Genomic DNA, 24,550 nt, shown 5'->3' on the forward strand with positions numbered 1-24,550 from the left:
AATGAAACTCCTAGTCTGTTAACTCACTTTACTTAGAATATCCTTAGAAGCTAATACCAAACCCTTTCTATCGGGCTCATCTTTAGGTAAGTAATACTCATCACCTTCTTTCTCTATGAAACTCACGTCTACCAGCCTATTTAAAATCTCGTAAACCCTCGGTTCCGGTACTTCGTTTAGTATACTATTCACGACCTTAGTAACATCCCTTAAACTCCCATGCCCGCCTAGCCTATCAAGTGATAAAATTACAGCAGAATACCTCTCGGGTGATTGCGTGTTAGAAATGAAGTCTTTAGCTTCCTTTCTTACCTCCTCTATAGCCATAGCCTCAATTTCATCAATGTCAGCCTTCTCCCCATGTTTAACCCTAAATGAATACTCTGCACCGAAAAACGTTAACCATCCTGGGATACCGTCAAACCTCTTTAATGCCTCCCTGATAACTTCCTCATTAACTTTTATTCCTTCCTCATCAAAGCCCTTGAGTAGGAAGTCCTTAGACATCTCTTCATTGAACTTTTCCACTTTAATCCTCCTTATGTATCTACCAAAAAACGGTTTTTCGTATTCAAGCCCCTTAAGCGTTTTTTCAAGTATTCCTACTGTACTCCCGGTGAAGATTACAGTAGTTGATTTGCAGTAATCGTAAATATCATGGAAGAATGAAGGGAAGTTAATCCCGTTCACTTTCAACAGCTCTTGTGCTTCATCAAATACTAGGACTAAGGTCTTCTTATTATCGCTTGAAAGTAAATCAAGTTCCCTTATTACGGAACTTAAGTCCTCATCCCTAAACCTCTTAAGCTTAGCCCTTATTTTTACCACATTAAATTCTATGAACGATTTCTCATCTATTCCTAACACATTAGAGATAAACCTCACGACCCTACCGCCTAAAGTGTACTTCTTTATAGCCTCATTAACGCTCTCTAAAAAGAGGCTAATGAAGGAGGATTTAGGGTACTTCTTTTTCTTCGGGTCGTAAATCCTAATTAAGTTGAACTTCACTACTATATATTTAGGGTCGTTGATAGCTACATTAACTACACTGGTTTTCCCTACCCTACGCACTCCATAAACTGCAAGCCATACCTTCCTTTCAACGCTCTCTTTTATTTCTTCTACCTCTTTATCCCTATCGTATAAGTCCTTTCTGTCCTCTTTCGGTCTCACGTCAAAAAGCATTTTACGCCGACGTAATAATTACGTCGACGTAAAATAAAAATTTAAGGCCTGCAACTTTTGTACTGTTAAAGATGCGTGGACAGTATAGTATTTTATTATCTTCGTTTACTCTTTTTGTATAACTCGCGTGCAGTTAGAAATATTACTATAATTATAATCTTAACTTCTAGAAAATTTAGTGTCAAGTCTTAACTTACCTACTCACTTTCATCCGTTGTGCTCTCGTTAAGGAACTCCTTAGCCTGAAGTGTATTTAGCAGTATTAACCCCCTTATCAATTTAGCAAATTATTAGCCTCTTAAACGGCTTGTAAAGGAGTAAGTCGATTTACCTCATCACCGTTTAAAACTTAAACTGGGTTAATTTGTCTCTCCTAATTTTATCTATAATGACAAATATTACCCTCGAAAGAGAAAATTATGTTATGAGGCTTGAAATAATTCTTAGAGGAAGAGGCGGTATGGGAGTAGTAACTGCAGGTGAAGTACTCGTTAAGGCTGCCGTCATTGAAGGTAAGTACGGCCAGTCCATTCCCTCCTATGGTGGGGAAAGGAGAGGGGCTCCGGTAACTTCTTATGTTCGCCTCTCGGATGATCCTATATACATACACAGAGAGGTTTATAACGCTGACCTCGTCGGGGTATTTGACCCCTCACTCTTTAAGGTCATGAACCCTTTAGAGGGTTTGAAGGAAGATGGGATCTTGGTCATAAACACCAAGACCCCGCAAAAGTTATGGAAAAAAACCTTTTACTTGGATGCAGTGGAGATCGCTGAGAAACTGAACCTTGTAATTGCGGGGTGGAGGTTAGTTAACATCCCTATGGTTGGGGCAATAGCTAGAATAACTGGAATGATATCATTGGACGCAATTGAAGAAGCTGTAAAAGAGGAGTTCGAAGGTAAGTTAGGTGAAGCTAATGCTGAAGCGGCTAAACTGGGTTATGAGATGGTGAGGGAGGTATGATCGAATATCCGATCCCCTTAGGAAGACCGAAAGTAGGTGCGTCTGGACTTACCGGGCATTGGAGGATAATAAAACCCGTAATTCACTACGACAAATGCACGAAATGTAGACTTTGTGTAATTTACTGCCCCGAAAACACAATAGACCTTTTGGAGGGATTCGATGTGAGGATAGACTATGATTATTGCAAGGGATGCGGAGTCTGTGCACAGATATGTCCTCAAAAAGCCATCGAGATGGTCCCGGAGGTGAAATGAAAATGATGACCGTGACAAAACACGTAACGGCAATGGTAGGTAACCACGCAGTAGCTTATGCAGTAAAACAGGCTAAACCACAAGTCTTAGCAGTTTTCCCAATAACTCCTCAAACTACGATGCTAGAGAAACTAGCAGAGTATATAGAAAAAGGAGAACTAAAGGCGGAGTTAATAAAGGTTGAAGGTGAACACTCAGCACTGGCTGCAGTTTACGGTGCAGCAGTAGCTGGAGCTAGGGTTTTTACTGCAACGTCATCCCAAGGTCTGTTATACATGACAGAAATGATTTACTGGGCTGGAGGTGAAAGAGTACCTATCGTTAATGCAGTAGCTACTAGGGCTTTAGCTGAACCTTGGTCAATATGGGATGACCACCAGGATTTCTTCAGTAAGAGAGATGCGTCTTGGATCATGATGATGGCGGAAAACGTCCAAGAGGCCTACGATATGACGTTGCAAGCCTTCAGGATAAGTGAAGACAAGAGGGTATTACTCCCGGTAATGATGGGATTTGACGGTTTCATCTTAACCCATACTATGGAGAGATTGGAAATTCTAGAAGATGAGATTGTAAATAAGTTCATACCTCCTAGGGAATTCAATCTAATAGATTTCAACGACCCAGTCAACGTAGGACCAATTGCTGCCCCTGACGATTACATGAGGATTAAGTTCGAGACTATGAAGGCAATGGAAGGGAGTAAGGAAGTCATCGAGGAGATAAGTAAGGAATACGAGGAGATAAGCGGTAGAAAACAGTTTGGCTTAATCGAGTGTTATATGTGCGATGATGCGGAATACGTGTTCGTAACTGCTGGCGCATGGACTGGGGACGCGAGAGAAGCCGTAAGGAGGATGAGGAGTCAAGGAAAGAAAGTGGGCTTACTGAAGATCAGAGTGGTAAGACCTTTCCCAAAGGAGAGGATCAAGGATTCGTTGAAAGGAGTACACGGTGTTGTAGTGTTTGACAGAGAATATTCATACGGTATCGGAGGGATTTTAGCTACAGAGATTAAGGCTACTTTATACAACAGCGGGATCGATGTTTATAGTGTAATAGCAGGTATAGGAGGGAAAGACGTAAGACCTCTCCACTTCCAAAAGGTAATGGAAGACGTGTTAAACGGTCACAAATTTGATGAGAGGTGGTTAAATGAGTGAGGAGTTAATTCCTGAGTATATTAAACAAAAGAAAGTGATCAGACAACAGTACTTCTTCAGGGGAAACGCCGCTTGTCCAGGCTGTCCTATACCGAAAGAGCTCGACCTACTGTTAGAGGTAATGGGTAAGAAAACAGTATTAGTAGTCCCAGCCTCATGTTCAACAGTGATCATGGGAGACATCAAAGGCTCTCCTTCACCAGTACCAGTAGTCCACAGTGCCTTTGCATCAGCTGCAGCCATAGCTAGCGGTTTATCGAGGCAGTTGAGGATGAGAGGAGAAGATGCCAAAGTAGTGGTTTGGGCTGGAGACGGTGCTACGGGAGATATAGGCTTTGCTGCAGTTAGCGGGGCGGCGGAGAGAAACGAGGACATAATTTACGTATGTTATGATAACGAGGCCTTCATGAATACAGGTATTCAAAGGTCATCGTTAACGCCCTTCGGAGCTTGGACTACAACTACACCAGCAGGTAAGAGGGAGTTTAAGAAACCAGTGCCCTTTATTATGATGGAGCACAAGATACCTTACGTTGCTACTGCTTCAATTGCCTACCCGTTTGATTATCAAGCTAAGTTAAGAAAAGCAAAGGATATGCAGGGGTTCAGGTATATACACTTACTCTCTCCGTGTCCTCCAGGCTGGAGGTTCGACAGTAGTTTGACTATCGAAGTGGCTAAACTTGCCGTGGAAACTGGAGTATGGCCGTTATTTGAGGTTGTTAATGGAGAGTTCTCATTAACGGGAATAAGCAAGACCTTACTTGATAAGTCTAAGAGGAAACCGGTAGAGGAGTACTTGAAGTTGCAGGGAAGATTTGCAAAGATGAGTGAAGAAGAAATTAAAGTGTTCCAAGAAGCCGTTGATTCGATGTGGGAATATATAAAGGATTTAGTAAAAAGATAACACGTTAAGGGAAACTTATTTTTTTAATTTTAGAAAGATTTTTCTCAACTCAACTTAGTTATAACACTTTTGAGCAAAAGATAACCCTCATGTTTAAACTCAAATTAAGGAGAAATTGTTTTTCACCTTCTAGGTATTAAACTCATTTTTTGAAAAGTCTAATTTATTACTCATTCCCTCTAAAGTTACATATGACTTTCTCAATTGTGATATACGATCCAAATGAAGAGGCGTGGGGAGTAGGCGTTGCAAGTAAATTCTTGGCTGTAGGTGCATTAGTACCTTGGTTGAAACCCGGTGTAGGTGCGATAGCTACACAAGCATTAGCTAATTTAGATTACGGAAGAATTGGCCTAGAACTATTAGAAAAATATGATGCAAGGGAGACGTTAAAGAGGCTTATTGAATCGGATCCACTAAGGGAGAAAAGGCAAGTTGGGATAGTAGACTCTAGAGGTTTGGCCACAGCATTCACCGGTAAGGAGTGCCACCCTTATGCTGGACATATTGTGGGAAATAATTTCACAGTCCAAGGAAATATACTGGCTGGTGAGGAAGTTTTAGAAGCTATGGCTAAAGAGGCAGAAGGAAAGGGTAAGGTTTATGAAAGAATTTTAAGAGCTTTAAAGGCTGGAGACGAGAAGGGCGGTGATAGAAGAGGGAAGCAAAGTGCTGCAATAATAGTTGTTAAGAAGGAAGAAGGGAATGACATAGGTAAAATAAATCCAGTTAAAATTGGGAAATATGTTGATGTGAGAGTTGACGACCATAAAGAACCAATAAAGGAGTTGGAAAGAATATTAAACATATGGATTTCAATGTTCATAGATGAGGAAATGGTTAATGTTTCAGAATACACAGAAGTTATTAATAGGGCTTTAAGGAAATTAGGTTATAGCAATTTAAGAGATTGGGTCGAAATAAACAACTTTGAATCAAAATACACGGGTGATAAGATAGGTAAGACTGTACTTAAAGTGTTGTTAGAACAAGCCGGTGAAAATGTTTCTTAAATAGCAAAGTCTTTTTCATCGTGATTTTATACTTACCTCATCTTTTTAATTTCGAGATAATATTCTTAATTATGAGGTTAAAAGTAGAGGAGGCACAACAACTAGTTTACAAAATATTCTCTAAGGTAACTTTTGAGGAGTATGCAGGGTATTTGGCTGAGGAAATTGTAGATGCAGAAGTAGATGGGCACTCAGATCACGGTTTACAATTAATCCCCTACTATGTCAAATCAGCTAAAGGGGAGGAAGTTGATATAGGTGGACAAAGGGTTCCTCCTATAAATCCCAAGGGGAAAGTCGAAATAAACGGTGAAAATTTTATTACAGTAAATGGTAACATGACTTTTGGACAAGTGGTTCTAAGGAAGCTAGTATCATACTTGGCTGAAAAAAGGTTGGACTATTACATCGTAATAGGTAAGAATGTAGGTCATCTAGGAAGGCTTTCAACATTTACTAAGAGAATGGGTGAGAAAGGTTATGCCAGTGTAATCATGGCTAGGTCACCTCCATTAATTTCTCTTAAGGGGATGAAAGGGAGGGTTCTAGGTAATAATCCTATTAGCTTTGGTTTCCCTGGCATAGTTATAGATACAGCTCTAAGCATAACTTCTTTCGGTAAAGCTTTACATAAGCTTATAAAAGGTGAGAAGTTTGAGGAAAAGGTCATAGTTACTAAAGAAGGAGAATTAAGCGATAACCCCAAGGATTTACTTGAAGGAGGCGCTTTATTGCCTATTGGAGATTATAAGGGGTTTAATATTGCTTTAGGAATAGAAATGTTAACTACAATGTTTTCGGACGAAAATGACGTGAACCCCTTTATAGCTCTTGTTATTAAGGCTAATGCCAATTACAAAAAGGTGTTAGAGAGGTTACCTAGAGATTATCATTTGCTAAATAAGAAAAGAAAGGAGGAAATTGAAATTCCTGAAAATCTATGGATAAGTTTAACAAGTATACTATAACATGAAATCACGTGTTTTATTGATAATTCATGATCATCAAATTACTCATCTAACTCACGGGACTTGGTTACAACTTCTGTTACTAAACAAGAAGGATTACTCTTGCTAATGATTGCACTTGTCAATTTAACTAACTTTTCTCTTTTTTAGTTTCTCTTTCTAAGAATAGAACAGCCGGTAGTATGATCTTCATTGTATCATCTACAGTATACGGTATGTGGCCCATGTCTGGTATTAGGTGTAACTCAAACTTCTTACCCAACTCTTGTAACCTCAGACAATATTTCAGCACCGGCAATGCAGGAGTTCTAGAGTCATTTTGCGGTTGAATAACACATAGAGGTGCTTTAACATTCTCTACATATGATATAGGTGACCTCTCTTTCATAAGCTCCTTGTTGCCACCGTTAAATACCATGGTTATAAATCCCTTGAAGAAACTGTCTCCGAGTTCATACATTTCCACCCAATCAGCTACAGCTGCACCAGCAACTCCGAAGTCCCACTTGTCCGGTTCTCTTCCTAAAGCCAGAAGTGTCATATATCCGCCGTAACTATATCCCATAATACCCACCTTGCTCACAACTTTTTTCTCTACGATATAATCTCTCACTCTCACAACGTCACTTAGATCTCCTCCCCCTAAATCTCCTATGTCCATTAACATGAACTTGTTACCGTAGCCCATAGATCCTCTAAAATTCGGCGCGATTACAACATACCCGTTAATCAGTAACGAGGCTATGATAGTATCCCAGCTGTTATCTACCGAGCCCCAAGGACCACCGTGAACATATATCACCCCTACATCTTTTTTGTTCTCCGGTGTAACGATAAACGTGGGCACTTCTACGTCCCCGTTCTTAACCTTCATAAACTCTACTTTACCTTTTATGCTCGCACTACTGTCTATAACTACTCGGGTAGTCGAATCCCTTAAGTCGTGTAAGTATATGGTAGATTTATTCAAGAGATGCGTATGAGTGAAGTAAACTTTATCTCCTACCTTTGTGGCCCCCGTAACATTTCCTTCAGGTGTCTTTATCTCCTTTCCGTCAATGTAGAGTTTACTCTCACCGTTCTTAGAAGCTATTACCAACCTGTCATCTGGGTTTATTGACAGACTAGTAGGTTGTGATTTCTCTAGATCGTCATAAGTAAACTTCACTCTACTGATCTCACCGCTTTTAACGTCGTAAGCATAAATCCACTCGCGTTCACCTGAGTACTCGTAATCGCTAATGAAGTACAATTTCCCCTCTTTAAATGCACTCGGTGTATTTACACTACCTTCTTTAGGAGTTATAACCTTGACTTCACCGCTTTTGTCAGCAAGGAATATCTCAAAAGATCTGAAGTTTTTGGTAAAGACGCCATAACCCGCTATGTGATCTCCATCAACGTCTGTAATTGCACTAAAAGGTGGTAGCTCTACTATCTTTCTTAACTTTCCGTCTTCAACCATATATAATGCTGTTGAATCTTGAGTAGAACCCGTAAATACTACTGCCTTTTCGTCATATGCAATTGATGTGATCCTCATCTTCGGTGATGCAAGTTCGTATTCTTCTCCCTTTAAATTCACTACGAAGATTGAATGTAACTCCTTGCCTCTCTCTACATCCCTGATTATAGGAACATAATCCAATTGAGGTTTAGGGTTGGCTAGTTCTGCTATAGGGTCTTTAGTTATTCGATCTAGCTTATCCCCACGTAATACAGATAAGTTAACTACACCTTCTGTAGTTGTCAAGAGCAGTGGTACGTCCTTGAGCTTACCTACCATATGGTATGAGGGGGCTTTTATAAGTTCCTCAAGTTTCTTTAATAATTCTGAATATTCCATAAAATATGTTACTCTAACCCAAGATAAAAGTCTTTCGTAAATTGTGACTTATTCAGATAAAATCTTGGTAAATTAATTTTTACTTGATTAGAAACCCTAGTTATCACTGACACAGATGCCACTATTCAAGGCACAGTAGCTTCTCTGATTTACAAGACTGGTATTAGCTCAGTTTCTTCGCACTCAGTATACTAATGCTTTATATTGTAACTATTATTTTGCTTAAATCTCATATTAATTAAGTAAATTTTTTAAACTAGCCTTCAAAAAAGAGTAATATGCCATTACTTGACTACGGCGAGGTAAAACTCGAGGTAAACGGTCTGAATGAGCAGGAGTTAAAAGACCTACAACAGAACATAGACAAACTATTCAAACTGTGCCATCTAGTAGCTGAGAAGTATGGTATTGCAATGAACGATGACGAAGTGAGGAAAATCGTGGACTATTTAGACCAGTTTACGGAGAACATGCGGGACGCTGTATTTAAGAAGGGAAACAGCACCATAAAGGTAATCCTAGAGGAATGGGTGACACTACCCAATCAGAGGAGGTTAATCGGCCTATGGTACTTATTAGATAGGCTTGGGTATAAGACCGACAGGCAGGCTGACCTTGAGCTAATAAAGCAAAGGCTCCTCGAGTGGAGGACTAAGGCTCAGGAAAGGAACGACAAAGACGTACTAGAACTGTTGAACTACTTCACAAAGTTAGGATTCTACAACTTCTAATCTTTTTTCCTTCTTCAACGATATTGTACATAGTTAGTATTAAGTAGTTCTCCTCAGAAGGAGACCTCCATTAGTCTTATTCTAGTTTTCACTTCCATTATTTTTCATTATCTCTTCCAATTTGCTTAATACATACGCGTAATTATATTCAGCTTTGAGAGTCTCTACAGTCACCTTTCTCTCATTCGGGAATTTGCTCTTCAGTATTCTAGCGAATGGCTCTCCATTAACACTTATCTCTATGTTGTTTTTGTAAAATGACTCACAGAATAACAACTCTCCTACGTTACGTTGTCCCTTAACCTTATCGTGTAATAAAATTACTTTAACACCTTGACTAGTTCCTGATGTTCCAACACCTCCATCAGCAGTGATCAATGCTAGAGGGTCTGGTAATTCCTTCTTCAATGCTTTAGCTTCCTCAATTAGAACTACATCAGAACCTCTACTAGATTCGGAGACCGGGACTTGCTTGTGAATTCTTCTGTACGAACTCATTGCTAGGTGAAATTTAGGATCTTCCCCCTTTTGTGTTGAAGTGGTATGCCTTAAAAGTTCATTATAAGTCGACCTCGAGGCGAGTAGACGGGGCCCAAATTCTTTAGACCAAGTAATCTTACCAAGTCTTTCCCCTAGAAAAACGTAAACGTTGACATCAGCTAAGAAAAAGTATCTATCCTTAACATATTGCATAATTTTTTCCTCTTCCTTAAACCTTATGTCACCAGACCTTAACCTACATATTTCTTCAAAATCTTCATCATAGTCAACATTACCTAAAAGAGAATAGAGGTTAATTAAGGCCTCTAATGACTCCACATCTATCTCAACTTTTCTAGGTAAGTTTTCCACTGTTTTAGGAGGGTCGTATGGGATACTTACACCATTCCTCACGTCATAAACTGTTATTTCCTGAAGTGGAACGTAACCGAAGATATTATATCCCTTGCTCTCTTCTTTTAAGTAAGCATAACGAACCTCTTTAGCCTTAGAGTAGTTGAGCACAGCAATAGCCATATACTTCCTCCCCGGGGTTATGTCAGCCACATCTATTTCAATATCCTTAATCTTATCTCTCCAAGCGTTTATCCCAATTCCCAGCTCTAAGTTTTCTGTTTCAACATTAAATCCGAAGGCTTTCATTACCTCACTTAAGTCTATGCGTCGAGCTTCTTCCGAAAGAATTAGAATTTTGTCGGGTTTGACCCCGGTAAATATTTCTGTCATTATTGCATCTAACGTAGTGACAAGTTTATTTGAGCCTAGCGTAGCGAAGATCATTAATAAATAATGAAAAAACTAATATTTATGTTATTGAATGGAAAATAAATGCATTTAAGGTGTACAAAGTCTAATCCGGGATGAGTAACATCCTTATAAACGTACGACACTGATCACGTCCTTTCTAGGTAGAAGAACAGTAAGCATATCATCAATGGGGAAAGATTTAGATGGATTTACTTTAAATTGGTTGTAGGCCTGAGCCAATCACATTGACGATTTTAGGAAAACTTGTTGTTCTCGTGTTAAGATAAGGGGGAGAATTGCGACCTTCTAGGATTTAGAAGTTACTACCAAATACTCGAAAATTAGGGCTTTGCACAATGTTAATTACTAAATTTTAACTTCTACCCTCCTTTCTTATTAACTTAGCTAAGTTGAATCACGTTTAAATAGTTTGTAGCCAAACTGAAACCTATGAGAAGGAAAGTCGAAGGCTTAATACAAGGTAAGATCACGAGAGACGGGGCAGGGGTAAAGCTATACCGTGTCTTTGGTGGCCCAGAAACTGTAGACATTACAGACCCCTTTCTTTTACTAGACTTCTTCGGCTCTGATAAGCCTGAAGAGTATATCATGGGCTTTCCTTGGCATCCTCACAGAGGGATAGAGACCGTAACACTGTTATACAAAGGTAGAGTAGAACATGAGGACAGTGAGGGTAATAAAGGTGTAATTTACCCCGGTCAAGCCCAATGGATGACGGCAGGAAGCGGAATATTTCATCAAGAGATGCCGAAACCTATGGACAAAACGTTTAACTACCCTTATGATCCAAACACAGTGTCTGGTCTCCAGCTCTGGGTCAACTTACCTGCAAACTTGAAGATGACAGACCCAGTTTATAGAGACGTTAAACAACTACCCAAAGAGGAGTTCGACTTCGGCACTATTCAAGTACTATCAGGAGAATACAAAGGACTAGTGGGACCGGTGAGAGTTAAGAGCCCAGTAGACCCGTCTTACTATGACGTGGAACTACACGGCGAGTTCAACGCTTCTTTCAAACATGGTTACACTGTTCTGGCGTATGTCGTAGAAGGAAGGGTAAAAGCTGAAGAATCCCTCCCTTCAATACCGAGAGGAAACTTAATAGTCTTCAGCAGAGAGGGAGAAGAGATTAAGCTCAGCGGAGAAGGGAGAGTAATAATTCTGGCTGGTAGACCATTATACGAACCGGTGGCTTGGTACGGTCCAATCGTCATGAACACAAGGGAACAGATCTATGAAGCTTTAGATGACTTAAGAAAGGGGACTTTCGTGAAAAAGACCGGATTAAGGGAAGATGTTTAATACCTTAACGTTAAGTTTATAAAGGCAGGTATATATAAACACACGCGGCCATATACTACAATTAGATAGTTGTATCATCGCTATACTTAGGTTAAAGTGACTTAATCTTCCTAACTAGTTTAGTTTATAATTTAGTATCACCGTAAAAATCATGTGTCGTCATTAAGGTCACTCATCTCACAAGGAAGACAATTTTACGATAGTAGGGATTACTACAACGCGTACAAGACTTTCGAAAGAGCCTATAAGATGTTTCCGGACCGTGAGGAAGTGCTACTGTGGAAGGGGAAGACAGAAATAAAACTGGGGAAGTTAAAGACGGCAATTAACACCTTGAGAAAGGTCGTAGAAGGTTATAACAAAGACTCATGGGAAGCCCTTTACACTTTAGCTTTAGCGATTTACTATTACTCCTTCTTTTTGGCGACTTCCTCTTCGAGGAAAAAGAACCTCAAAGTAGCCCTAGATTATACTGAGAAGGCTTATATTAAATCCAAGAAGAACAAGAGCGAAATAGCGTCTTTACGTTCGGTTATTATTGCCGAATTAGGTCAGCTGGGGGAAGCGGAGAAATCCTTATCAGCCGTGAGGAAGGGAAACAACTTCAACCCCCCGGTAAGCATAGCCCTCACACACATTTACAGGCTTAAGGGGTTACTCACGGAAGCCATATATGAGATAGACCGAGTCCTACTTTACGAACCCAATAACGTGGACGCGTTAATCGAGAGGGCTCTGGTACTCAGGGACAAGGGAACTTACGACCAAGCCTTAGTGACCTTGGACATCGCTTTGCAGACTGAACCCACAAACATCCTAGCCATGTTCTTCAAGGCTGAGGTACTCGAGACGGTCGGCAGGAGAAATGAGGCAATGGCACTCTACAAGGTCATAGACTCGATAGTCCCGAGCCCTCTAATCAAGAAAAAGCTCTCAGCGTCCCAGCCTAAGTCCTTGCCCTCTAAACCCCTGAGCCCCTCCGCTCCGATTAACTGGAACCCGAAAGTGTGGGTGGGGAAAAAGCTCTCCATATACGAGGTAACTGACGTCTTGGGAGAGGGAGGTAACGGTTACGTGTTAAAGGCTAAGACTCCTAAGGGAAATGAAGTTGCTGTCAAAGTCCTGAAGATCTACACCGGTGTACCTGAGGAACACTTCGACACACTCATAAGTGAAGCTAACAGTTTGTCAAAGCTCTCCAGCGACCCTAACGTAGTTAAGGTATACGCAGTACACGTGGACAAGTTCCTCATTGAAGAGGTCTTAACTGGGAACCTCACGTTTTACAAAAGAGAACCCCCTATGCTCGTCATGGAGTTCATGAGGGGTGGAAACATGGCCGAGTTAATGCATGAGGACAAGTTCTTTTATTCTACCCAGTGGAATAAGGCGGTGTATAGGGCTATAGCAAGTGTCGCCTCGGCTCTGTATCAGATGCACAAGTTAGGTTTGGTACATATGGACGTCAAGCCCCAGAACATCTTCCTAACCGAAAAGCCCAATTACCCTTATGACCTCCAGAACGTTAAGTTCAAGCTAGGTGATCTGGGCAGTGTTGTCAGGGTAAACGGGAAAGTGTTACAGCTGACCGTGGAGTACGCCAGCCCAGAGGCGTATTTGGAAAACGCTAAGCCCTACTTCGACGTGTTCTCTTTAGGCATGACCATGTATGTCCTACTTACCAGAAAACTGGACAGACCAGACCTTCAGGAGATGAACAACGCTTACAACTGTTACCAGAGAAAGGACTTTAATTGCGTGAGGTACGAGGTCAGGAAAGCTCAGGGAAAATTAAGGGGATGGGATCCCAATGTACCCACTGAGGTAAAGCCCTTGTTAATGTCTATGATATCACCAGACCCCGTCAGGAGACCTACTTCCTTAGAGGTACATAATCTCTTGTTAAAATTGTTATGATGATAAGAGTTCTAGGGAAACAGAACAGAAAAAACAAGAAAGAGTACCCTTATTTTATTTCGTTTACCACTTTCTCTATCTCTTGATAAGGAGGTTCCTTTGTAGGGTCATCAGACACCCACTTGTACCTTATCACCCCTTCTTTATCTATCACGAACACCGCTCTCTTAGCGAGTATATAGCCAGGTAGTGCAGGGAACTCCCAATAAACGTTATACTTCTTCACGAGTTCTCTATTATAGTCACTGACTACGATGAAGTTGAGTTTGTATTGCTCTTTAAATGCCTTGTTACTGAAAGGAGGGTCTACACTGATCCCTATAACTACAGCGTTCATGTCGTTGAATTTAGCCATGGAGTCCCTGAACGTGCACATCTCTTTAGTACAGACCGATGTAAAGGCTGCGGGGTAAAAGGCTAGGACTACTACTTTGCCTCTAAAGTCTGACAACCTCACTTTTTTCAACTCAGTATCCACAGCCTCGAAGTCCGGGGCTTTCTCTCCGATTTCCGGCATAGGAAATGTTATGTAACGTAAGAATTTAAACAAACTTTTGAAAAGTGCATAAATACTAATCATAAACACCTTTATATTGAAGGTTCACAACGTCTCTTTCTCCACTTTTTCCTCCTTTAACTTGAAACTTACATAATTTTTTAAAAATTAGCAAATGGATTTAAGCAACCATTCAAAGATCATATTATGGAGAGCCGGAAAATAGTAGAAGAATCGGAACAGTTCTTAGCTACCTCTACACGAGAACTACCGTTAGTTTTGGACAGAGGGGAAGGTGTGTGGTTATATGACGTTGATGGTAATAAATACCTAGATTTTACCTCAGGAATTGGAGTAAATAACCTAGGTTGGCCATCTCACCCTGAAGTCATAAGAGCAGCGGAAGCACAAATGAAGAAGCTAGCCCACTCTATGGGGAACGACTTTTATAACGTCCCTCAGTTGGAGTTAGCCAAGAAGTTAGTACAACTAACTCCGGGTGAATTCCCCAAGAAAGTGTTCTTTTCTAACAGCGGAACAGAGGCTGTAGAGGCTTCCATCAAATTAATTAAACAATCCGACCCTAAGAGAAAATACCTAATCGCGTTTATTGGTTCCTTCCACGGCAGAACTTTCGGTTCTCTATCCCTGACCGCCAGTAGGCCAGTGCAGAAGTACTTATTCGGTCCCACTTTACCGGGAGTATTCCACATACCTTACCCGAACCCATTCAGGAACCCGTGGCACATAAACGGGTATGAGGACCCCGATAGTCTAATAAACGCGGTTTTAGAGTACTTAGAGTCTTGGGTCTTCGCCCACTTGGTAGATCCAGAAGAAGTCGCCGGTATAATCTTTGAACCCATACAGGGTGAAGGCGGTTATGTAGTCCCGCCTAAGGGTTTCTTTTCACAGCTGGAAAAGACGGCGAGAAAGTACGGTATATACCTTATAGACGATGAAGTACAAATGGGCATGGGTAGGACGGGGAAAATGTTCGCAATAGAGAACTTCAACTCTACTCCAGATGTGATCACTTTAGCTAAGGCTTTAGGTGGAGGACTTTATCCTATCGGCGCTACAGTGTTCAGGAAAGACCTAGACTTCAAGAAAAAAGGAATGCACAGTAACACTTTCGGCGGTAATGCAGTAGCTTGTGCTATAGGGGTAAAAACGTTAGAGATTGTGAAAGAGCTCTTACCTAGAGTTAACGAGTTAGGCAAGCTTTTCCAAGAAGAGCTTACGCAAATGAAAGTAGATGACGTAAGAGGGTTAGGGCTTGCTTGGGGTATAGAGTTCGTGAGAGGTGAAAGGAAAGAGCCTGACACAAAGACGAGGGACAAAGTGATAGAAGAGAGTTTTAAGAAGGGATTATTACTCCTTCCCGCAGGAAAATCTGCGATAAGGATTATACCTCCCCTAGTGATCAGTGAGGAAGAGGCAAAGGTAGGTCTCTCCATCTTAAAGGAGGTGATTAACTCATTGCGTTGAATTGGAAATATTTCGGCAGACCTTGGGAAAAGTGCAGAGAGTGTTGGGCCAGTTATGAGAGAGGTATACAACATGAAAATTCGTTAAGGTGTTATAAGTTAGGAATACCCGTAAGGGCACTGAAAGTAGGTTTAGAGGAGTTCATCAGGTTACTAGAGGAAAAAGGATATACTGGTAAATATGCTGTGTTCCCTTTTCCCATATCTCTAGCTAGTAAGGGAGTTATACTCTTGTATTTCGAGAGCAGGGAAGAAATGGAAAAGGCGATTAATGAACTTTCAAAGCACATAGTGAATGAACCTAAGGATCAGTTCTTCTTCGATACATTTGTCAATGTAGATTGGATAAATGGGTTTAATTACAGAAGGGGATGTCCTGAATATGATAAGGTTTTTGGGGACTGGAGAAAATGGAAAATACAGATTGATTGGTAGATAAAATAATAAATAGGAAAAAGAAAAAGGGTACGTGTAATTTAAATTATCCCCGCCCTGAAGGACGAGGCCTTCAACCATTTGTAATTTAATACCCTAAATTTACCCCCTTTACGGGCATTTGAGCTTCCTCGCTACCTGGGCTAATCTTCTCCCTTGAAATCTCGCTATCTTTCTCTCATTTTCGTCTAACTCTTTTTTAGAACCTAGATGCGAGGCACCATAAGGGCTCCCTCCAGTGGTAGTAGAAGATATTTCAGGGATTGCGTAACCTAAGGGTACTATAATCATGCCGAAGTGATAGGCGTAAGTTGACATAGTTAGGATGGTAGTTTCATGTCCTCTGTGAATTGTAGACGCTTCAGTGAAGAAAGTTACCGGTTTACCGTATAACACTCCAGAACTCCACAAGGGAGCAGTGGTGTCTAGGAATGTTTTCATTCCTCCAGCCATGTTCCCGTATCTAGTTGGAGAACCTATAGCTAACCCATCAGCCCATTTAAGGTCTTCTAAACTCACCTCAGGTATATTATTATTGGTCTCAATAGGAACGTGAAACTTTTCTATTAATTCAGGGTATAAGGTTTCTCTAACTCTTCTTATCCTCGTTTCAGCTCCTTCTTCTTCAGCTCCTTAGCTAGTTCAACTATAGACCCGTACCCGTAGAATAAGACCAATATTTTTACGTCCATACGCAAAAAGAGCTAATTTAAAATTTGATTCAACATGAACAAGTAAATTGTCGGAGTGATTAACAACGGATAAATCTCTCAGTTTATAGAGTACATGTCTAACGATCCTTTCTCTTTAACTTGACTTCCTACTCGCCATCGATGTTCCCCTCCTCATAGTTCCCACCATCAATTCGGGACTAAATCTATGGGCAGTCAGTGGCCTAGAGATCCCTAAATTGATAACAGGGACTTTAATCCAAAAAGGAGAGATGCTGATTTCCACACTCCCATTAAGCTGGGGATGAATGTGGTTAGCATCACTAAAAGGGAAACTGAACAAATTTCATTTATTTAAGCGGACTATCCATCCCCTTGGCTAGACCTTCCGCTCCCTTTAAATTTGCTACAATGCTTTTCTCCCACCCTTATTTATTATTACTCCAGCAAAATTTTTACTATCGATTTCGAAAACTTTAAATATTTTACTATCGATTTCGATCTTATGAGTGAACTAATAGCAAAACAAAGAGGAAGACTAAGATCAATGATACTATGGCTACTCTACCAATCGCCTAAGAGAGGAATAGATATCATAGATGACATATATAAGATGACATGGGGCTTCTGGAAACCTTCACCTGGATCAGTATACCCCCTGCTAAGCAAAATGGAAGAAGAAGGATTGATCAGAAAAATCGACGGTGAGAAGTACACCATAACCGATAAGGGAATTAAAGAGATTGAAGGGATTATACCTTTAAAACACAGAAGTAGCATTATCGACGCAATAGAGGAACTGGAAGGATTAGCAACATTCTTCGCTGAAGCAGACAAGACACAACTCTCTCAATACAAGGAAAGAATAGAAAAGGCGTTGAGGAAAATCGAGGAGGTGATAAAAGGTGGGTGAGGCGATAAAGGCAATAAACCTCACTAAGGCTTTTGGTAAGTTAGTAGCAGTCGACCATATAAACTTCGAGGTTAGAGAGGAAGAAATATTTGGCTTCCTAGGACCTAATGGTGCTGGAAAATCAACCACCATAAAAATGCTTACTACAGTACTAAAGCCTACGGAGGGGACTGCTATAGTTAATGGCTACGATATAATCAAAGACCCAGCAGGAGTGAGGAGATCCATTGGAGTAGTTCCACAAGAGTTCACAGCTGACGAGGACTTAACAGGCTGGGAGAATATGATGATGATGGCGGGACTATACGGTATAAATAAGGACGTAGCTAAGGAGAGGGCTAAGGAACTACTCGATATGGTAGAGCTGACACAAGCCATGAACAGAAAAGTAGAGACATATAGTGGAGGAATGAGGAGGAGGTTAGAAATAGCAATGTCTTTGATAAGCAGACCTAAAATTCTATTCTTGGACGAACCAACTTTGGGTCTAGACGCTCAAACCAGAAACGCAATTTGGAACTACATTATGAAGCTTAAGAGGGAGTACGGAATGACTATCTTCGTCACTACTCACTACCTAGAGGAGGCAGACCTTTACGCTGATAGGATAGCTATAATCGACCACGGCAAGATACTTGCTATTGGATCGCCAAAAGAGTTAAAGGAAAGTATAGGCGGTGACGTGGTTACATTGACTACCTCGAACGATGATGAGGCTATGAAATTGTTACAGAATCTCGATGGGGTACTGGATGTTAAGAAAGTCGACGGCATGTTGAGGATAAAAGCGAAGAACGGAGAAGAGACTGCCCCTCAAATTCTTGAGAGGTTAATAAAGAACGGGTTGAAGGTGTCTAGAATGTCCATAACAAAGCCTACAATGGACGAGGTCTATATGGAATATACGGGTAGAAAGATGAGAGATGAAGAAGGGGATTCAAGGGAGGCTTTCCTAATGAGAAGGACTCTTAGGAGGGCGAGGGGGTAAACATGGTTGAGGAAATACAACAAAGGAGAGAAGAGGTAAACAACTCTCCATTCCACGGTCTCTGGACTTTAACAAATAGGGAGTTAAAGAAGTGGTATAAGGCTCCAGTTATCCTCCTTCTATCTATAGTACAACCGATATTCTGGATAGCACTTTTCGGAAAGGCTATGAACCTACAGAGTTTATTCTCAGGAACTTCTCTTTCAATACCAGGGTTGAACATACCGAAAAGCGTAATTGACCAAATAGGGCAGGAGATATTGAAACAAACTTTCGGTACAACAGATTACTTTTCCTACCTCGCTGCGGGAATGCTATCATTCATTGTATTGTTCACTTCAATGCAGAGCGGTATGTCAATGGTATGGGATAGAAGGTTAGGAGTATTGGATAGGCTTTTAACAACCCCAGTACCGAGGGGTAACATAATCATGAGCAAAGTCTTGTCTTCTGTGATCAGGTCATTAGTACAGGCTACTATCGTATTAGCTGTAGCAGTGCTGTTAGGGATGTCCTTTTACCCTGGAATAAACGTCTTTGACTTTCTAGGAGCTTACGCCGCTCTATTCCTGATGTCCTTCGGACTTTCCTCCCTCTTCTTAGTAATTGCCATTAGAGCAACCTCATGGCAGTCTCAAATGTCTGTGATGAACCTACTCAATCTACCGTTACTATTTACCAGCAACGCGTTTTATCCTATAAAGTCGATGCCCTCCTGGTTAAAGCCAGTTGCTGAGGTAAACCCGTTAACTTATTCAAATGCAGTAATAAGGGATATGCTACTAGGTATACAAACAAACCTAACAATAGACTTCATTTACCTCGTTGTGTTTGCCATAATCCTATCCGGAATCGGTATAGTCCTATCGTGGAAATATCTCAGCTCTTAAGGTTTTCTCTTTTTTCTACAGATATTAGAATCTTCTAGCGTGGAAATTAACTTTCAGATCTTCCTTATTTCGACCTTGCTGGAAAGCTATCTGTGAGAGAAGCGTTGGACTTTCAATTCTTCCTTATTTCGACACTGTTACACCACCCAATATCGGGTAAAATCTTTCAATTCTTCCTTATTTCGACTCCTTGTGACTGATAGACTAAACAAGAGTAAGCATCTTTCAGTTCTTCCTTATTTCGACAAGTGAGACAGTATGTTATTCGGAGTTCTGGAGTTCTTTCAGTTCTTCCTTATTTCGACATACAAGTATATGGGGTATGTTAGCTATAGAAAGCTTTCAGTTCTTCCTTATTTCGACGAAACATGATATGCTTGAGGTATTGGAGTGGGTTACTTTCAGTTCTTCCTTATTTCGACAAATGCTCAATGTTCCAACTTTCTTTGGGATTGACTTTCAGTTCTTCCTTATTTCGACCCTGAGGAGAAAGGAATTCCAGTAAATTGTCCAGGCTTTCAGTTCTTCCTTATTTCGACGATTAAATGTAGATTGTGTGGCAAGGAACTTATGCTTTCAGTTCTTCCTTATTTCGACTCTTATCGCCAGTAAGATCGCCAATAAGGATGACCCCTTTCAGTTCTTCCTTATTTCGACGAATCCCAAATACAACAAATACCTGAATATATAACTTTCAGTTCTTCCTTATTTCGACATAATAACGATGACGTTTTCACTGGCGACGAGTAACTTTCAGTTCTTCCTTATTTCGACATTTACTCAAGGATTTGCTGTATAATGCGGAGGACTTTCAGTTCTTCCTTATTTCGACACCTATTAGCGGCATCAGTAAGTGCATCTTGTAACTTTCAGTTCTTCCTTATTTCGACGAACTGATAACAAAGGATGTACTATTCAGTGCAACTTTCAGTTCTTCCTTATTTCGACACGAATGGCAAAAAGAAAAGTATGTTCAAAAAATTCTTTCAGTTCTTCCTTATTTCGACTGTATGGTCTGCTACGTGGTTTTAATTTCATACTAGCTTTCAGTTCTTCCTTATTTCGACTAATCTTCACAATCGTTTTGATGCTAAGAAGCTTACTTTCAGTTCTTCCTTATTTCGACTAGAGGAGGGAAAAATATTATCACAAAAAGAGTTCTTTCAGTTCTTCCTTATTTCGACTAGAGGAGGGAAAAATATTATCACAAAAAGAGTTCTTTCAGTTCTTCCTTATTTCGACTAGAGGAGGGAAAAATATTATCACAAAAAGAGTTCTTTCAGTTCTTCCTTATTTCGACTAGAGGAGGGAAAAATATTATCACAAAAAGAGTTCTTTCAGTTCTTCCTTATTTCGACTAGAGGAGGGAAAAATATTATCACAAAAAGAGTTCTTTCAGTTCTTCCTTATTTCGACTAGAGGAGGGAAAAATATTATCACAAAAAGAGTTCTTTCAGTTCTTCCTTATTTCGACTAGAGGAGGGAAAAATATTATCACAAAAAGAGTTCTTTCAGTTCTTCCTTATTTCGACTAGAGGAGGGAAAAATATTATCACAAAAAGAGTTCTTTCAGTTCTTCCTTATTTCGACAAATATCCCTTTAGCATAATTAAATAATGGGGATCTTTCAGTTCTTCCTTATTTCGACTGATCTTCTTCGTATTTTATTTTTAGTTCCATTTTCTTTCAGTTCTTCCTTATTTCGACTAAAGTTTGACGATAGATTGCTAACTAACCTGGACTTTCAGTTCTTCCTTATTTCGACACTTATGGCACTACTATCGGTGGTTATGGTGCCTCTTTCAGTTCTTCCTTATTTCGACATGAGGCACATCATGCTCATGTAGGAACTAAGCTTTGCTTTCAGTTCTTCCTTATTTCGACCCGTCAAAGAAACAGTCTATTCCACCGAAATTTACTTTCAGTTCTTCCTTATTTCGACTGGAACATTGTTAGTGATGTTTACTTCGTAGCTCCTTTCAGTTCTTCCTTATTTCGACTGGAAACTTGTTGAAGAAAAGAAAGATCTTGTGACTTTCAGTTCTTCCTTATTTCGACCGTGCCTCGCCCCTACGTCCTTTCTTTCCTTCATTTTACACTATTCTCTACTGATAGTGTAGAAGTAGTAAGTAATAAGCGTTGCTTTTCAACAGTGATTAAGGGGGTTGAGTGTAGAAACTATCATTAACCCCCTTATTTTTACGTACTCGTTTCAACAGTAAAATTAATAACCCCTATTTAAACTCTGTAGAATGCCTAAAAGTTAAGTCGTCAATTTCAACAGTAAAAATGACATCTGTTTGACTAGAATTTTTACTCCTCCCTCATTTTGAGGAGTATAAAATGATTATTAACAAATAAAAAGACAAGAACAGTACTAGACTTTGAATTCACAAAGTATTTTTCGAATTAATCTGAGATAATTTAAACTAGGTAATAAACCTTTCTATTAACGTGTATAAAGTGTTTGTAGAATAGAAGAATAATGCTAAGAAGAAAAGATCTTAAATTAACTATAAATAGAAAGATTCCTACTATTCAACTAGTTTTACCTCTTTTCACGTAATACCTTTCAGCTGGATCGGAAGATCTACTAAATAAAGAATTGGAAATGATTTTATTCCTCCATGCAGTTAATTCTGTGAGGTGGTTGTTTGGGATATAAATGTGTTCGTATACTACCCGTGGGCACATCGCTGTTGAGGAACTATGTCAATACTTCTGAAGGAAAGACTTTTGTTAATGGTCACGGGATCTCTGAGTGGGAGAGAAGACTGTGCGAAAAGCTGAGGGAGATTGAGAGGCTTTTTTCGTATGCTAGGGAAGGCTTCTGGGGACCTCTCATCCTTGTGCCAAGCTTGGTGTGGGGCTTCTGAGACCCTTGTGAAGCTCTTTGCTACTAATGCGTGTAACTCTATCCTAGCCGTCGAGAAGAGGGTTGTGGCCATGGCTTCTTCGGTGGAGGATTTTGATGCTGCGATGGCTGAGATTGTTGAGATGTTGGTCACAGCTCTATGTAAACGTTACCCCTGAGCTTAAGGCTGAGTCTGCTCATTTGACTACTGCAGCTGTCGTGCTTGGTGTTGATAACATGAGGCTTCCAACGACATAGAGATTCTTCAGGTGTTCCCCCCTAGAGATGCTCAAGAGCCTTTCAGAGGAGGCTGTGATGCTGAGAATGGAGGCGCTAGAGAACTTGGGCCTAATCTGGGAAGGAGTATATAACCAAGAGTGGGTTAAGGCACTATTAGAGCCAGGAGTCCATGGGCTTAAATAGTGGAGGAATCTATATCTTAAATAGTGGGGGGTCTATATGGGTTTAGAGAATGCCAAAAGGATACTTGTGGTTGCTACATGGGGCCTGCCCTCCCCATGGCGAAAGGTTAATTATCTTCTCGAGGTCAAGCCCCCAAGTATTGAGGAGTGGGGGAAGTACTCGGAATGGCAACCCTATGATGGGAAGCCCATCCCCAGCTACTCCACTACTGTAGCGCTTATAAAAGCTCTTGAGGAGTCTGGCTGGAGTACTAAGGCCCTCATATTTGGGCTCGAAACACTCACCTCCTCGAGCGCGGGCGGGGATAATGAGAAGAAGGATGTGAACCAAAAGCACTCTGAGATCGTTGGGAGGTTATGTGGTAATATCCCATCGTGTTTAAGAGATGCTGCCCGCGAGATCCTCAATTTATGGGTTAAGAAGTACTTTGAGGATATGATGGACAAGGTTGCGGGGATCCATATTCTTCCTGGTGCTGGTGTCTATAATATAACCTGTAATTCTGGGAAGAGGGTTTTTAAATATAATAACTCTCCACTATTATTTTCATTTCTCTTCGAATATATAGTATTTAAGAGTCTGCTCGAGCTAAAACCGGACGCTGTTATTCTGGATATAACCCATGGTGTGAATTACATGCCATCCCTAGCAATAAGATCTATTGAGAGGCCTGTCAAGGTCTATAGCGCTCTATCTTCGGGAGAGGTTGGGTTAGCTGTGACAAACTCTGATCCTGTTCAACAAAACACTCAGGAATCCACGATCCATTTCGTTATGGTTAAGAGAATTTCTGAGGAGCCCTTACCCCTCCTCAGGGAGATCTCAGATATTGTTATTGAGAATGCTAAGGGAAAGCTCTACTATATGAGGAGACCCGAGAAACCCCAGAGCATTGGATTGAAAAGTCTAGATGAACTTAAGCAAAAGGTTAAGACCCTCAAGGAAGACCTTAAAGTTATAAGCAAGGCATATGATTATGGGCTAGCACTGTACCTGATCGAGAAGCTTACCCAAGAATACGATGTGAAAATACCAGATTTCGAGGAAATAGTTTGGAATGAGTGTAACATAGAGAGCAAGGATAGTGAGGTAACTATATCGAGAGAATATATTCTAGACCAAGACCTGATCATGAGCATAATATATGCAAAGGATCTACTTAGCAAAGTCAGGCAAAGCATTGGAAAAGAGATTAACTACACAGTAATCAACAACGAATATAACCTATACAGCATAGAATGTTTAAAGAAGATATGCATTAAATACATTGGAAAACTACTACTAGAATACGAGCTAGATAGTATAAGAGAAAACATAAAGGAACTCCTAACGGGGGATCAGATTTACCCTCCCGCCTCTGATGGCTATGCCGTCATCAAGGCAGGGCTCCCCCACATGCTCTGAGCTGTGGGCAGATGCCCAAGATCTGTATTGCTCGTAGGTATCTAAGCTTTTAGCGGGGTTCCACACCTGTTTTTGCATCCTCGACGAGCACTCCTAGCAATAGTAATGGTGCAAAAGAAAGAAGCATGTAGTTATTCTGATGATAAGGGGTTCTCAAAAAATGATCCATCAAAGCATAAGTGATCAACCCAGTTATTAGGATTATTAGTGCAAACGGAAGAAGTGCCGGGGTTTTTAATGATTGCTGCCGGGGTTATTTGTTGAATAATGCTAGGCACTAGCTGAAAAACCATAACGCTCAAATAAGCGAAGAGTCCCTCCGAATGCTACCGCAGTGAAGGATAAAGCCCGACAGAGCGGGAGAAAAAAATGAGGGGATGATCAACTGACTTGGACCCCACAACCGCCTCATTGCTCGCTATTGGGGGCTATATCAGCGGCTCAGTAGCTAAACC

22 protein-coding genes and 1 CRISPR repeat array are annotated in these 24,550 nt (G+C 40.6%); of the genes, 17 read left to right on the forward strand and 5 right to left on the reverse strand.

The window, feature by feature from the left end; all coding sequences use genetic code 11:
• Nucleotides 1–18 precede the first annotated feature (18 nt).
• Nucleotides 19–1,176, reverse strand: coding sequence for an AAA family ATPase (locus D1868_RS06475; protein WP_231112320.1), 1,158 nt, complete (start codon nucleotides 1,174–1,176; stop codon nucleotides 19–21).
• A gap of 400 nt (nucleotides 1,177–1,576) precedes the next feature.
• On the opposite strand from D1868_RS06475, the gene D1868_RS06480 reads away from it, so the two are divergent.
• From D1868_RS06480 to D1868_RS06505, 6 genes are all read left to right on the forward strand, one after another.
• Nucleotides 1,577–2,155, forward strand: a complete 579-nt coding sequence (locus D1868_RS06480; protein ID WP_231112321.1) for a 2-oxoacid:acceptor oxidoreductase family protein — start codon at nucleotides 1,577–1,579, stop codon at nucleotides 2,153–2,155.
• Nucleotides 2,152–2,412, forward strand: coding sequence for a 4Fe-4S binding protein (locus D1868_RS06485; protein ID WP_156006696.1), 261 nt, complete (start codon nucleotides 2,152–2,154; stop codon nucleotides 2,410–2,412). The genes D1868_RS06480 and D1868_RS06485 overlap by 4 nt, the downstream gene beginning before the upstream one ends.
• Before the next feature lie 2 nt (nucleotides 2,413–2,414).
• Nucleotides 2,415–3,575, forward strand: coding sequence for a transketolase C-terminal domain-containing protein (locus D1868_RS06490; RefSeq protein ID WP_156006698.1), 1,161 nt, complete (start codon nucleotides 2,415–2,417; stop codon nucleotides 3,573–3,575).
• On the forward strand, nucleotides 3,568–4,482 hold the full coding sequence (locus D1868_RS06495; RefSeq protein WP_156006700.1) for a 3-methyl-2-oxobutanoate dehydrogenase subunit beta: 915 nt from the start codon (nucleotides 3,568–3,570) through the stop codon (nucleotides 4,480–4,482). The genes D1868_RS06490 and D1868_RS06495 overlap by 8 nt, the downstream gene beginning before the upstream one ends.
• A 191-nt stretch (nucleotides 4,483–4,673) precedes the next feature.
• The gene (locus D1868_RS06500; protein ID WP_156006702.1) at nucleotides 4,674–5,495 is read left to right on the forward strand and encodes a DUF1028 domain-containing protein; all 822 of its coding nucleotides are present in this window, start codon (nucleotides 4,674–4,676) and stop codon (nucleotides 5,493–5,495) included.
• A gap of 71 nt (nucleotides 5,496–5,566) precedes the next feature.
• Nucleotides 5,567–6,463: an Ldh family oxidoreductase gene (locus D1868_RS06505; RefSeq protein WP_156006704.1), complete on the forward strand. Its 897-nt coding sequence runs from the start codon at nucleotides 5,567–5,569 to the stop codon at nucleotides 6,461–6,463.
• Between the two features lie 130 nt (nucleotides 6,464–6,593).
• On the opposite strand, the gene D1868_RS06510 is transcribed toward D1868_RS06505, so the two are convergent.
• Nucleotides 6,594–8,309 (reverse strand): alpha/beta hydrolase family protein, encoded by a 1,716-nt coding sequence (locus D1868_RS06510; RefSeq protein WP_156006706.1) that lies wholly within the window; start codon nucleotides 8,307–8,309, stop codon nucleotides 6,594–6,596.
• A 278-nt stretch (nucleotides 8,310–8,587) separates the two neighbouring features.
• On the opposite strand from D1868_RS06510, the gene D1868_RS06515 reads away from it, so the two are divergent.
• The gene (locus D1868_RS06515) at nucleotides 8,588–9,040 is read left to right on the forward strand and encodes a hypothetical protein (protein ID WP_156006708.1); all 453 of its coding nucleotides are present in this window, start codon (nucleotides 8,588–8,590) and stop codon (nucleotides 9,038–9,040) included.
• 81 nt (nucleotides 9,041–9,121) lie between these two features.
• Here the strand turns inward: D1868_RS06515 and D1868_RS06520 are convergent, their stop codons facing one another.
• Entirely contained in the window at nucleotides 9,122–10,321 is a 1,200-nt protein-coding gene (locus tag D1868_RS06520) for a PIN domain-containing protein (protein WP_156006710.1), read from the reverse strand.
• Between the two features lie 417 nt (nucleotides 10,322–10,738).
• Here D1868_RS06520 and D1868_RS06525 point away from each other — a divergent pair, with 417 nt between their 5' ends.
• Complete coding sequence (locus D1868_RS06525; RefSeq protein WP_156006712.1) at nucleotides 10,739–11,614, forward strand: pirin family protein; 876 nt, start codon at nucleotides 10,739–10,741, stop codon at nucleotides 11,612–11,614.
• A 153-nt stretch (nucleotides 11,615–11,767) separates the two neighbouring features.
• Nucleotides 11,768–13,531: a serine/threonine-protein kinase gene (locus D1868_RS06530; RefSeq protein ID WP_156006714.1), complete on the forward strand. Its 1,764-nt coding sequence runs from the start codon at nucleotides 11,768–11,770 to the stop codon at nucleotides 13,529–13,531.
• 49 nt (nucleotides 13,532–13,580) lie between these two features.
• Here D1868_RS06530 and D1868_RS06535 read toward each other — a convergent pair whose 3' ends face one another.
• The gene (locus tag D1868_RS06535; protein WP_156006716.1) at nucleotides 13,581–14,048 is read right to left on the reverse strand and encodes a peroxiredoxin; all 468 of its coding nucleotides are present in this window, start codon (nucleotides 14,046–14,048) and stop codon (nucleotides 13,581–13,583) included.
• Nucleotides 14,049–14,234: 186 nt separating this feature from the next.
• Between D1868_RS06535 and D1868_RS06540 the strand changes: the two genes are divergently transcribed.
• A complete protein-coding gene (locus tag D1868_RS06540) occupies nucleotides 14,235–15,518 on the forward strand; it encodes an acetyl ornithine aminotransferase family protein (protein WP_156006718.1) in 1,284 nt (427 codons plus the stop codon).
• Entirely contained in the window at nucleotides 15,515–15,952 is a 438-nt protein-coding gene (locus D1868_RS06545) for a hypothetical protein (protein WP_156006720.1), read from the forward strand. The genes D1868_RS06540 and D1868_RS06545 overlap by 4 nt, the downstream gene beginning before the upstream one ends.
• Nucleotides 15,953–16,063: 111 nt before the next feature.
• On the opposite strand, the gene wrbA is transcribed toward D1868_RS06545, so the two are convergent.
• Nucleotides 16,064–16,555: an NAD(P)H:quinone oxidoreductase gene (wrbA, locus tag D1868_RS06550; protein ID WP_338055777.1), complete on the reverse strand. Its 492-nt coding sequence runs from the start codon at nucleotides 16,553–16,555 to the stop codon at nucleotides 16,064–16,066.
• A gap of 573 nt (nucleotides 16,556–17,128) precedes the next feature.
• Between wrbA and D1868_RS06555 the strand changes: the two genes are divergently transcribed.
• The 6 genes from D1868_RS06555 to D1868_RS06580 all read left to right on the forward strand — a co-directional run bounded on the left by D1868_RS06555 (nucleotide 17,129) and on the right by D1868_RS06580 (nucleotide 24,095).
• Nucleotides 17,129–17,536 (forward strand): PadR family transcriptional regulator, encoded by a 408-nt coding sequence (locus D1868_RS06555; protein WP_156006722.1) that lies wholly within the window; start codon nucleotides 17,129–17,131, stop codon nucleotides 17,534–17,536.
• Nucleotides 17,529–18,524 (forward strand): ATP-binding cassette domain-containing protein, encoded by a 996-nt coding sequence (locus tag D1868_RS06560; RefSeq protein ID WP_156006724.1) that lies wholly within the window; start codon nucleotides 17,529–17,531, stop codon nucleotides 18,522–18,524. Before D1868_RS06555 ends, D1868_RS06560 begins: the two co-directional genes overlap by 8 nt.
• Before the next feature lie 2 nt (nucleotides 18,525–18,526).
• Entirely contained in the window at nucleotides 18,527–19,414 is an 888-nt protein-coding gene (locus D1868_RS06565) for an ABC transporter permease (RefSeq protein WP_420824468.1), read from the forward strand.
• 50 nt (nucleotides 19,415–19,464) lie between these two features.
• Nucleotides 19,465–21,472: a CRISPR direct-repeat array (repeat unit 24 nt; unit sequence CTTTCAGTTCTTCCTTATTTCGAC).
• A 626-nt stretch (nucleotides 21,473–22,098) separates the two neighbouring features.
• Complete coding sequence (locus D1868_RS06570; protein WP_156006726.1) at nucleotides 22,099–22,290, forward strand: hypothetical protein; 192 nt, start codon at nucleotides 22,099–22,101, stop codon at nucleotides 22,288–22,290.
• Between the two features lie 95 nt (nucleotides 22,291–22,385).
• Complete coding sequence (locus D1868_RS06575) at nucleotides 22,386–22,526, forward strand: hypothetical protein (RefSeq protein ID WP_156006728.1); 141 nt, start codon at nucleotides 22,386–22,388, stop codon at nucleotides 22,524–22,526.
• 201 nt (nucleotides 22,527–22,727) lie between these two features.
• Entirely contained in the window at nucleotides 22,728–24,095 is a 1,368-nt protein-coding gene (locus D1868_RS06580; RefSeq protein ID WP_156006729.1) for a CRISPR-associated DxTHG motif protein, read from the forward strand.
• Nucleotides 24,096–24,550: the final 455 nt, after the last annotated feature.

Origin of the sequence: Stygiolobus azoricus (genome assembly GCF_009729035.1) — an archaeon.
Classification (GTDB): domain Archaea; phylum Thermoproteota; class Thermoprotei_A; order Sulfolobales; family Sulfolobaceae; genus Stygiolobus; species Stygiolobus azoricus.

Bases quoted from the DNA above. Each gene is read 5' to 3' on its own strand.
- D1868_RS06480 (WP_231112321.1), top strand. From the start codon at position 1,577: ATGACAAATATTACCCTCGAAAGAGAAAATTATGTTATGAGGCTTGAA.
- D1868_RS06485 (WP_156006696.1), top strand. From the start codon at position 2,152: ATGATCGAATATCCGATCCCCTTAGGAAGACCGAAAGTAGGTGCGTCT.
- D1868_RS06490 (WP_156006698.1), top strand. From the start codon at position 2,415: ATGATGACCGTGACAAAACACGTAACGGCAATGGTAGGTAACCACGCA.
- D1868_RS06495 (WP_156006700.1), top strand. From the start codon at position 3,568: ATGAGTGAGGAGTTAATTCCTGAGTATATTAAACAAAAGAAAGTGATC.
- D1868_RS06500 (WP_156006702.1), top strand. From the start codon at position 4,674: ATGACTTTCTCAATTGTGATATACGATCCAAATGAAGAGGCGTGGGGA.
- D1868_RS06505 (WP_156006704.1), top strand. From the start codon at position 5,567: ATGAGGTTAAAAGTAGAGGAGGCACAACAACTAGTTTACAAAATATTC.
- D1868_RS06510 (WP_156006706.1), bottom strand. From the start codon at position 8,309: ATGGAATATTCAGAATTATTAAAGAAACTTGAGGAACTTATAAAAGCC.
- D1868_RS06515 (WP_156006708.1), top strand. From the start codon at position 8,588: ATGCCATTACTTGACTACGGCGAGGTAAAACTCGAGGTAAACGGTCTG.
- D1868_RS06520 (WP_156006710.1), bottom strand. From the start codon at position 10,321: ATGATCTTCGCTACGCTAGGCTCAAATAAACTTGTCACTACGTTAGAT.
- D1868_RS06525 (WP_156006712.1), top strand. From the start codon at position 10,739: ATGAGAAGGAAAGTCGAAGGCTTAATACAAGGTAAGATCACGAGAGAC.
- D1868_RS06535 (WP_156006716.1), bottom strand. From the start codon at position 14,048: ATGCCGGAAATCGGAGAGAAAGCCCCGGACTTCGAGGCTGTGGATACT.
- D1868_RS06540 (WP_156006718.1), top strand. From the start codon at position 14,235: ATGGAGAGCCGGAAAATAGTAGAAGAATCGGAACAGTTCTTAGCTACC.
- D1868_RS06555 (WP_156006722.1), top strand. From the start codon at position 17,129: ATGAGTGAACTAATAGCAAAACAAAGAGGAAGACTAAGATCAATGATA.
- D1868_RS06565 (WP_420824468.1), top strand. From the start codon at position 18,527: ATGGTTGAGGAAATACAACAAAGGAGAGAAGAGGTAAACAACTCTCCA.
- D1868_RS06575 (WP_156006728.1), top strand. From the start codon at position 22,386: ATGCTGCGATGGCTGAGATTGTTGAGATGTTGGTCACAGCTCTATGTA.
- D1868_RS06580 (WP_156006729.1), top strand. From the start codon at position 22,728: ATGGGTTTAGAGAATGCCAAAAGGATACTTGTGGTTGCTACATGGGGC.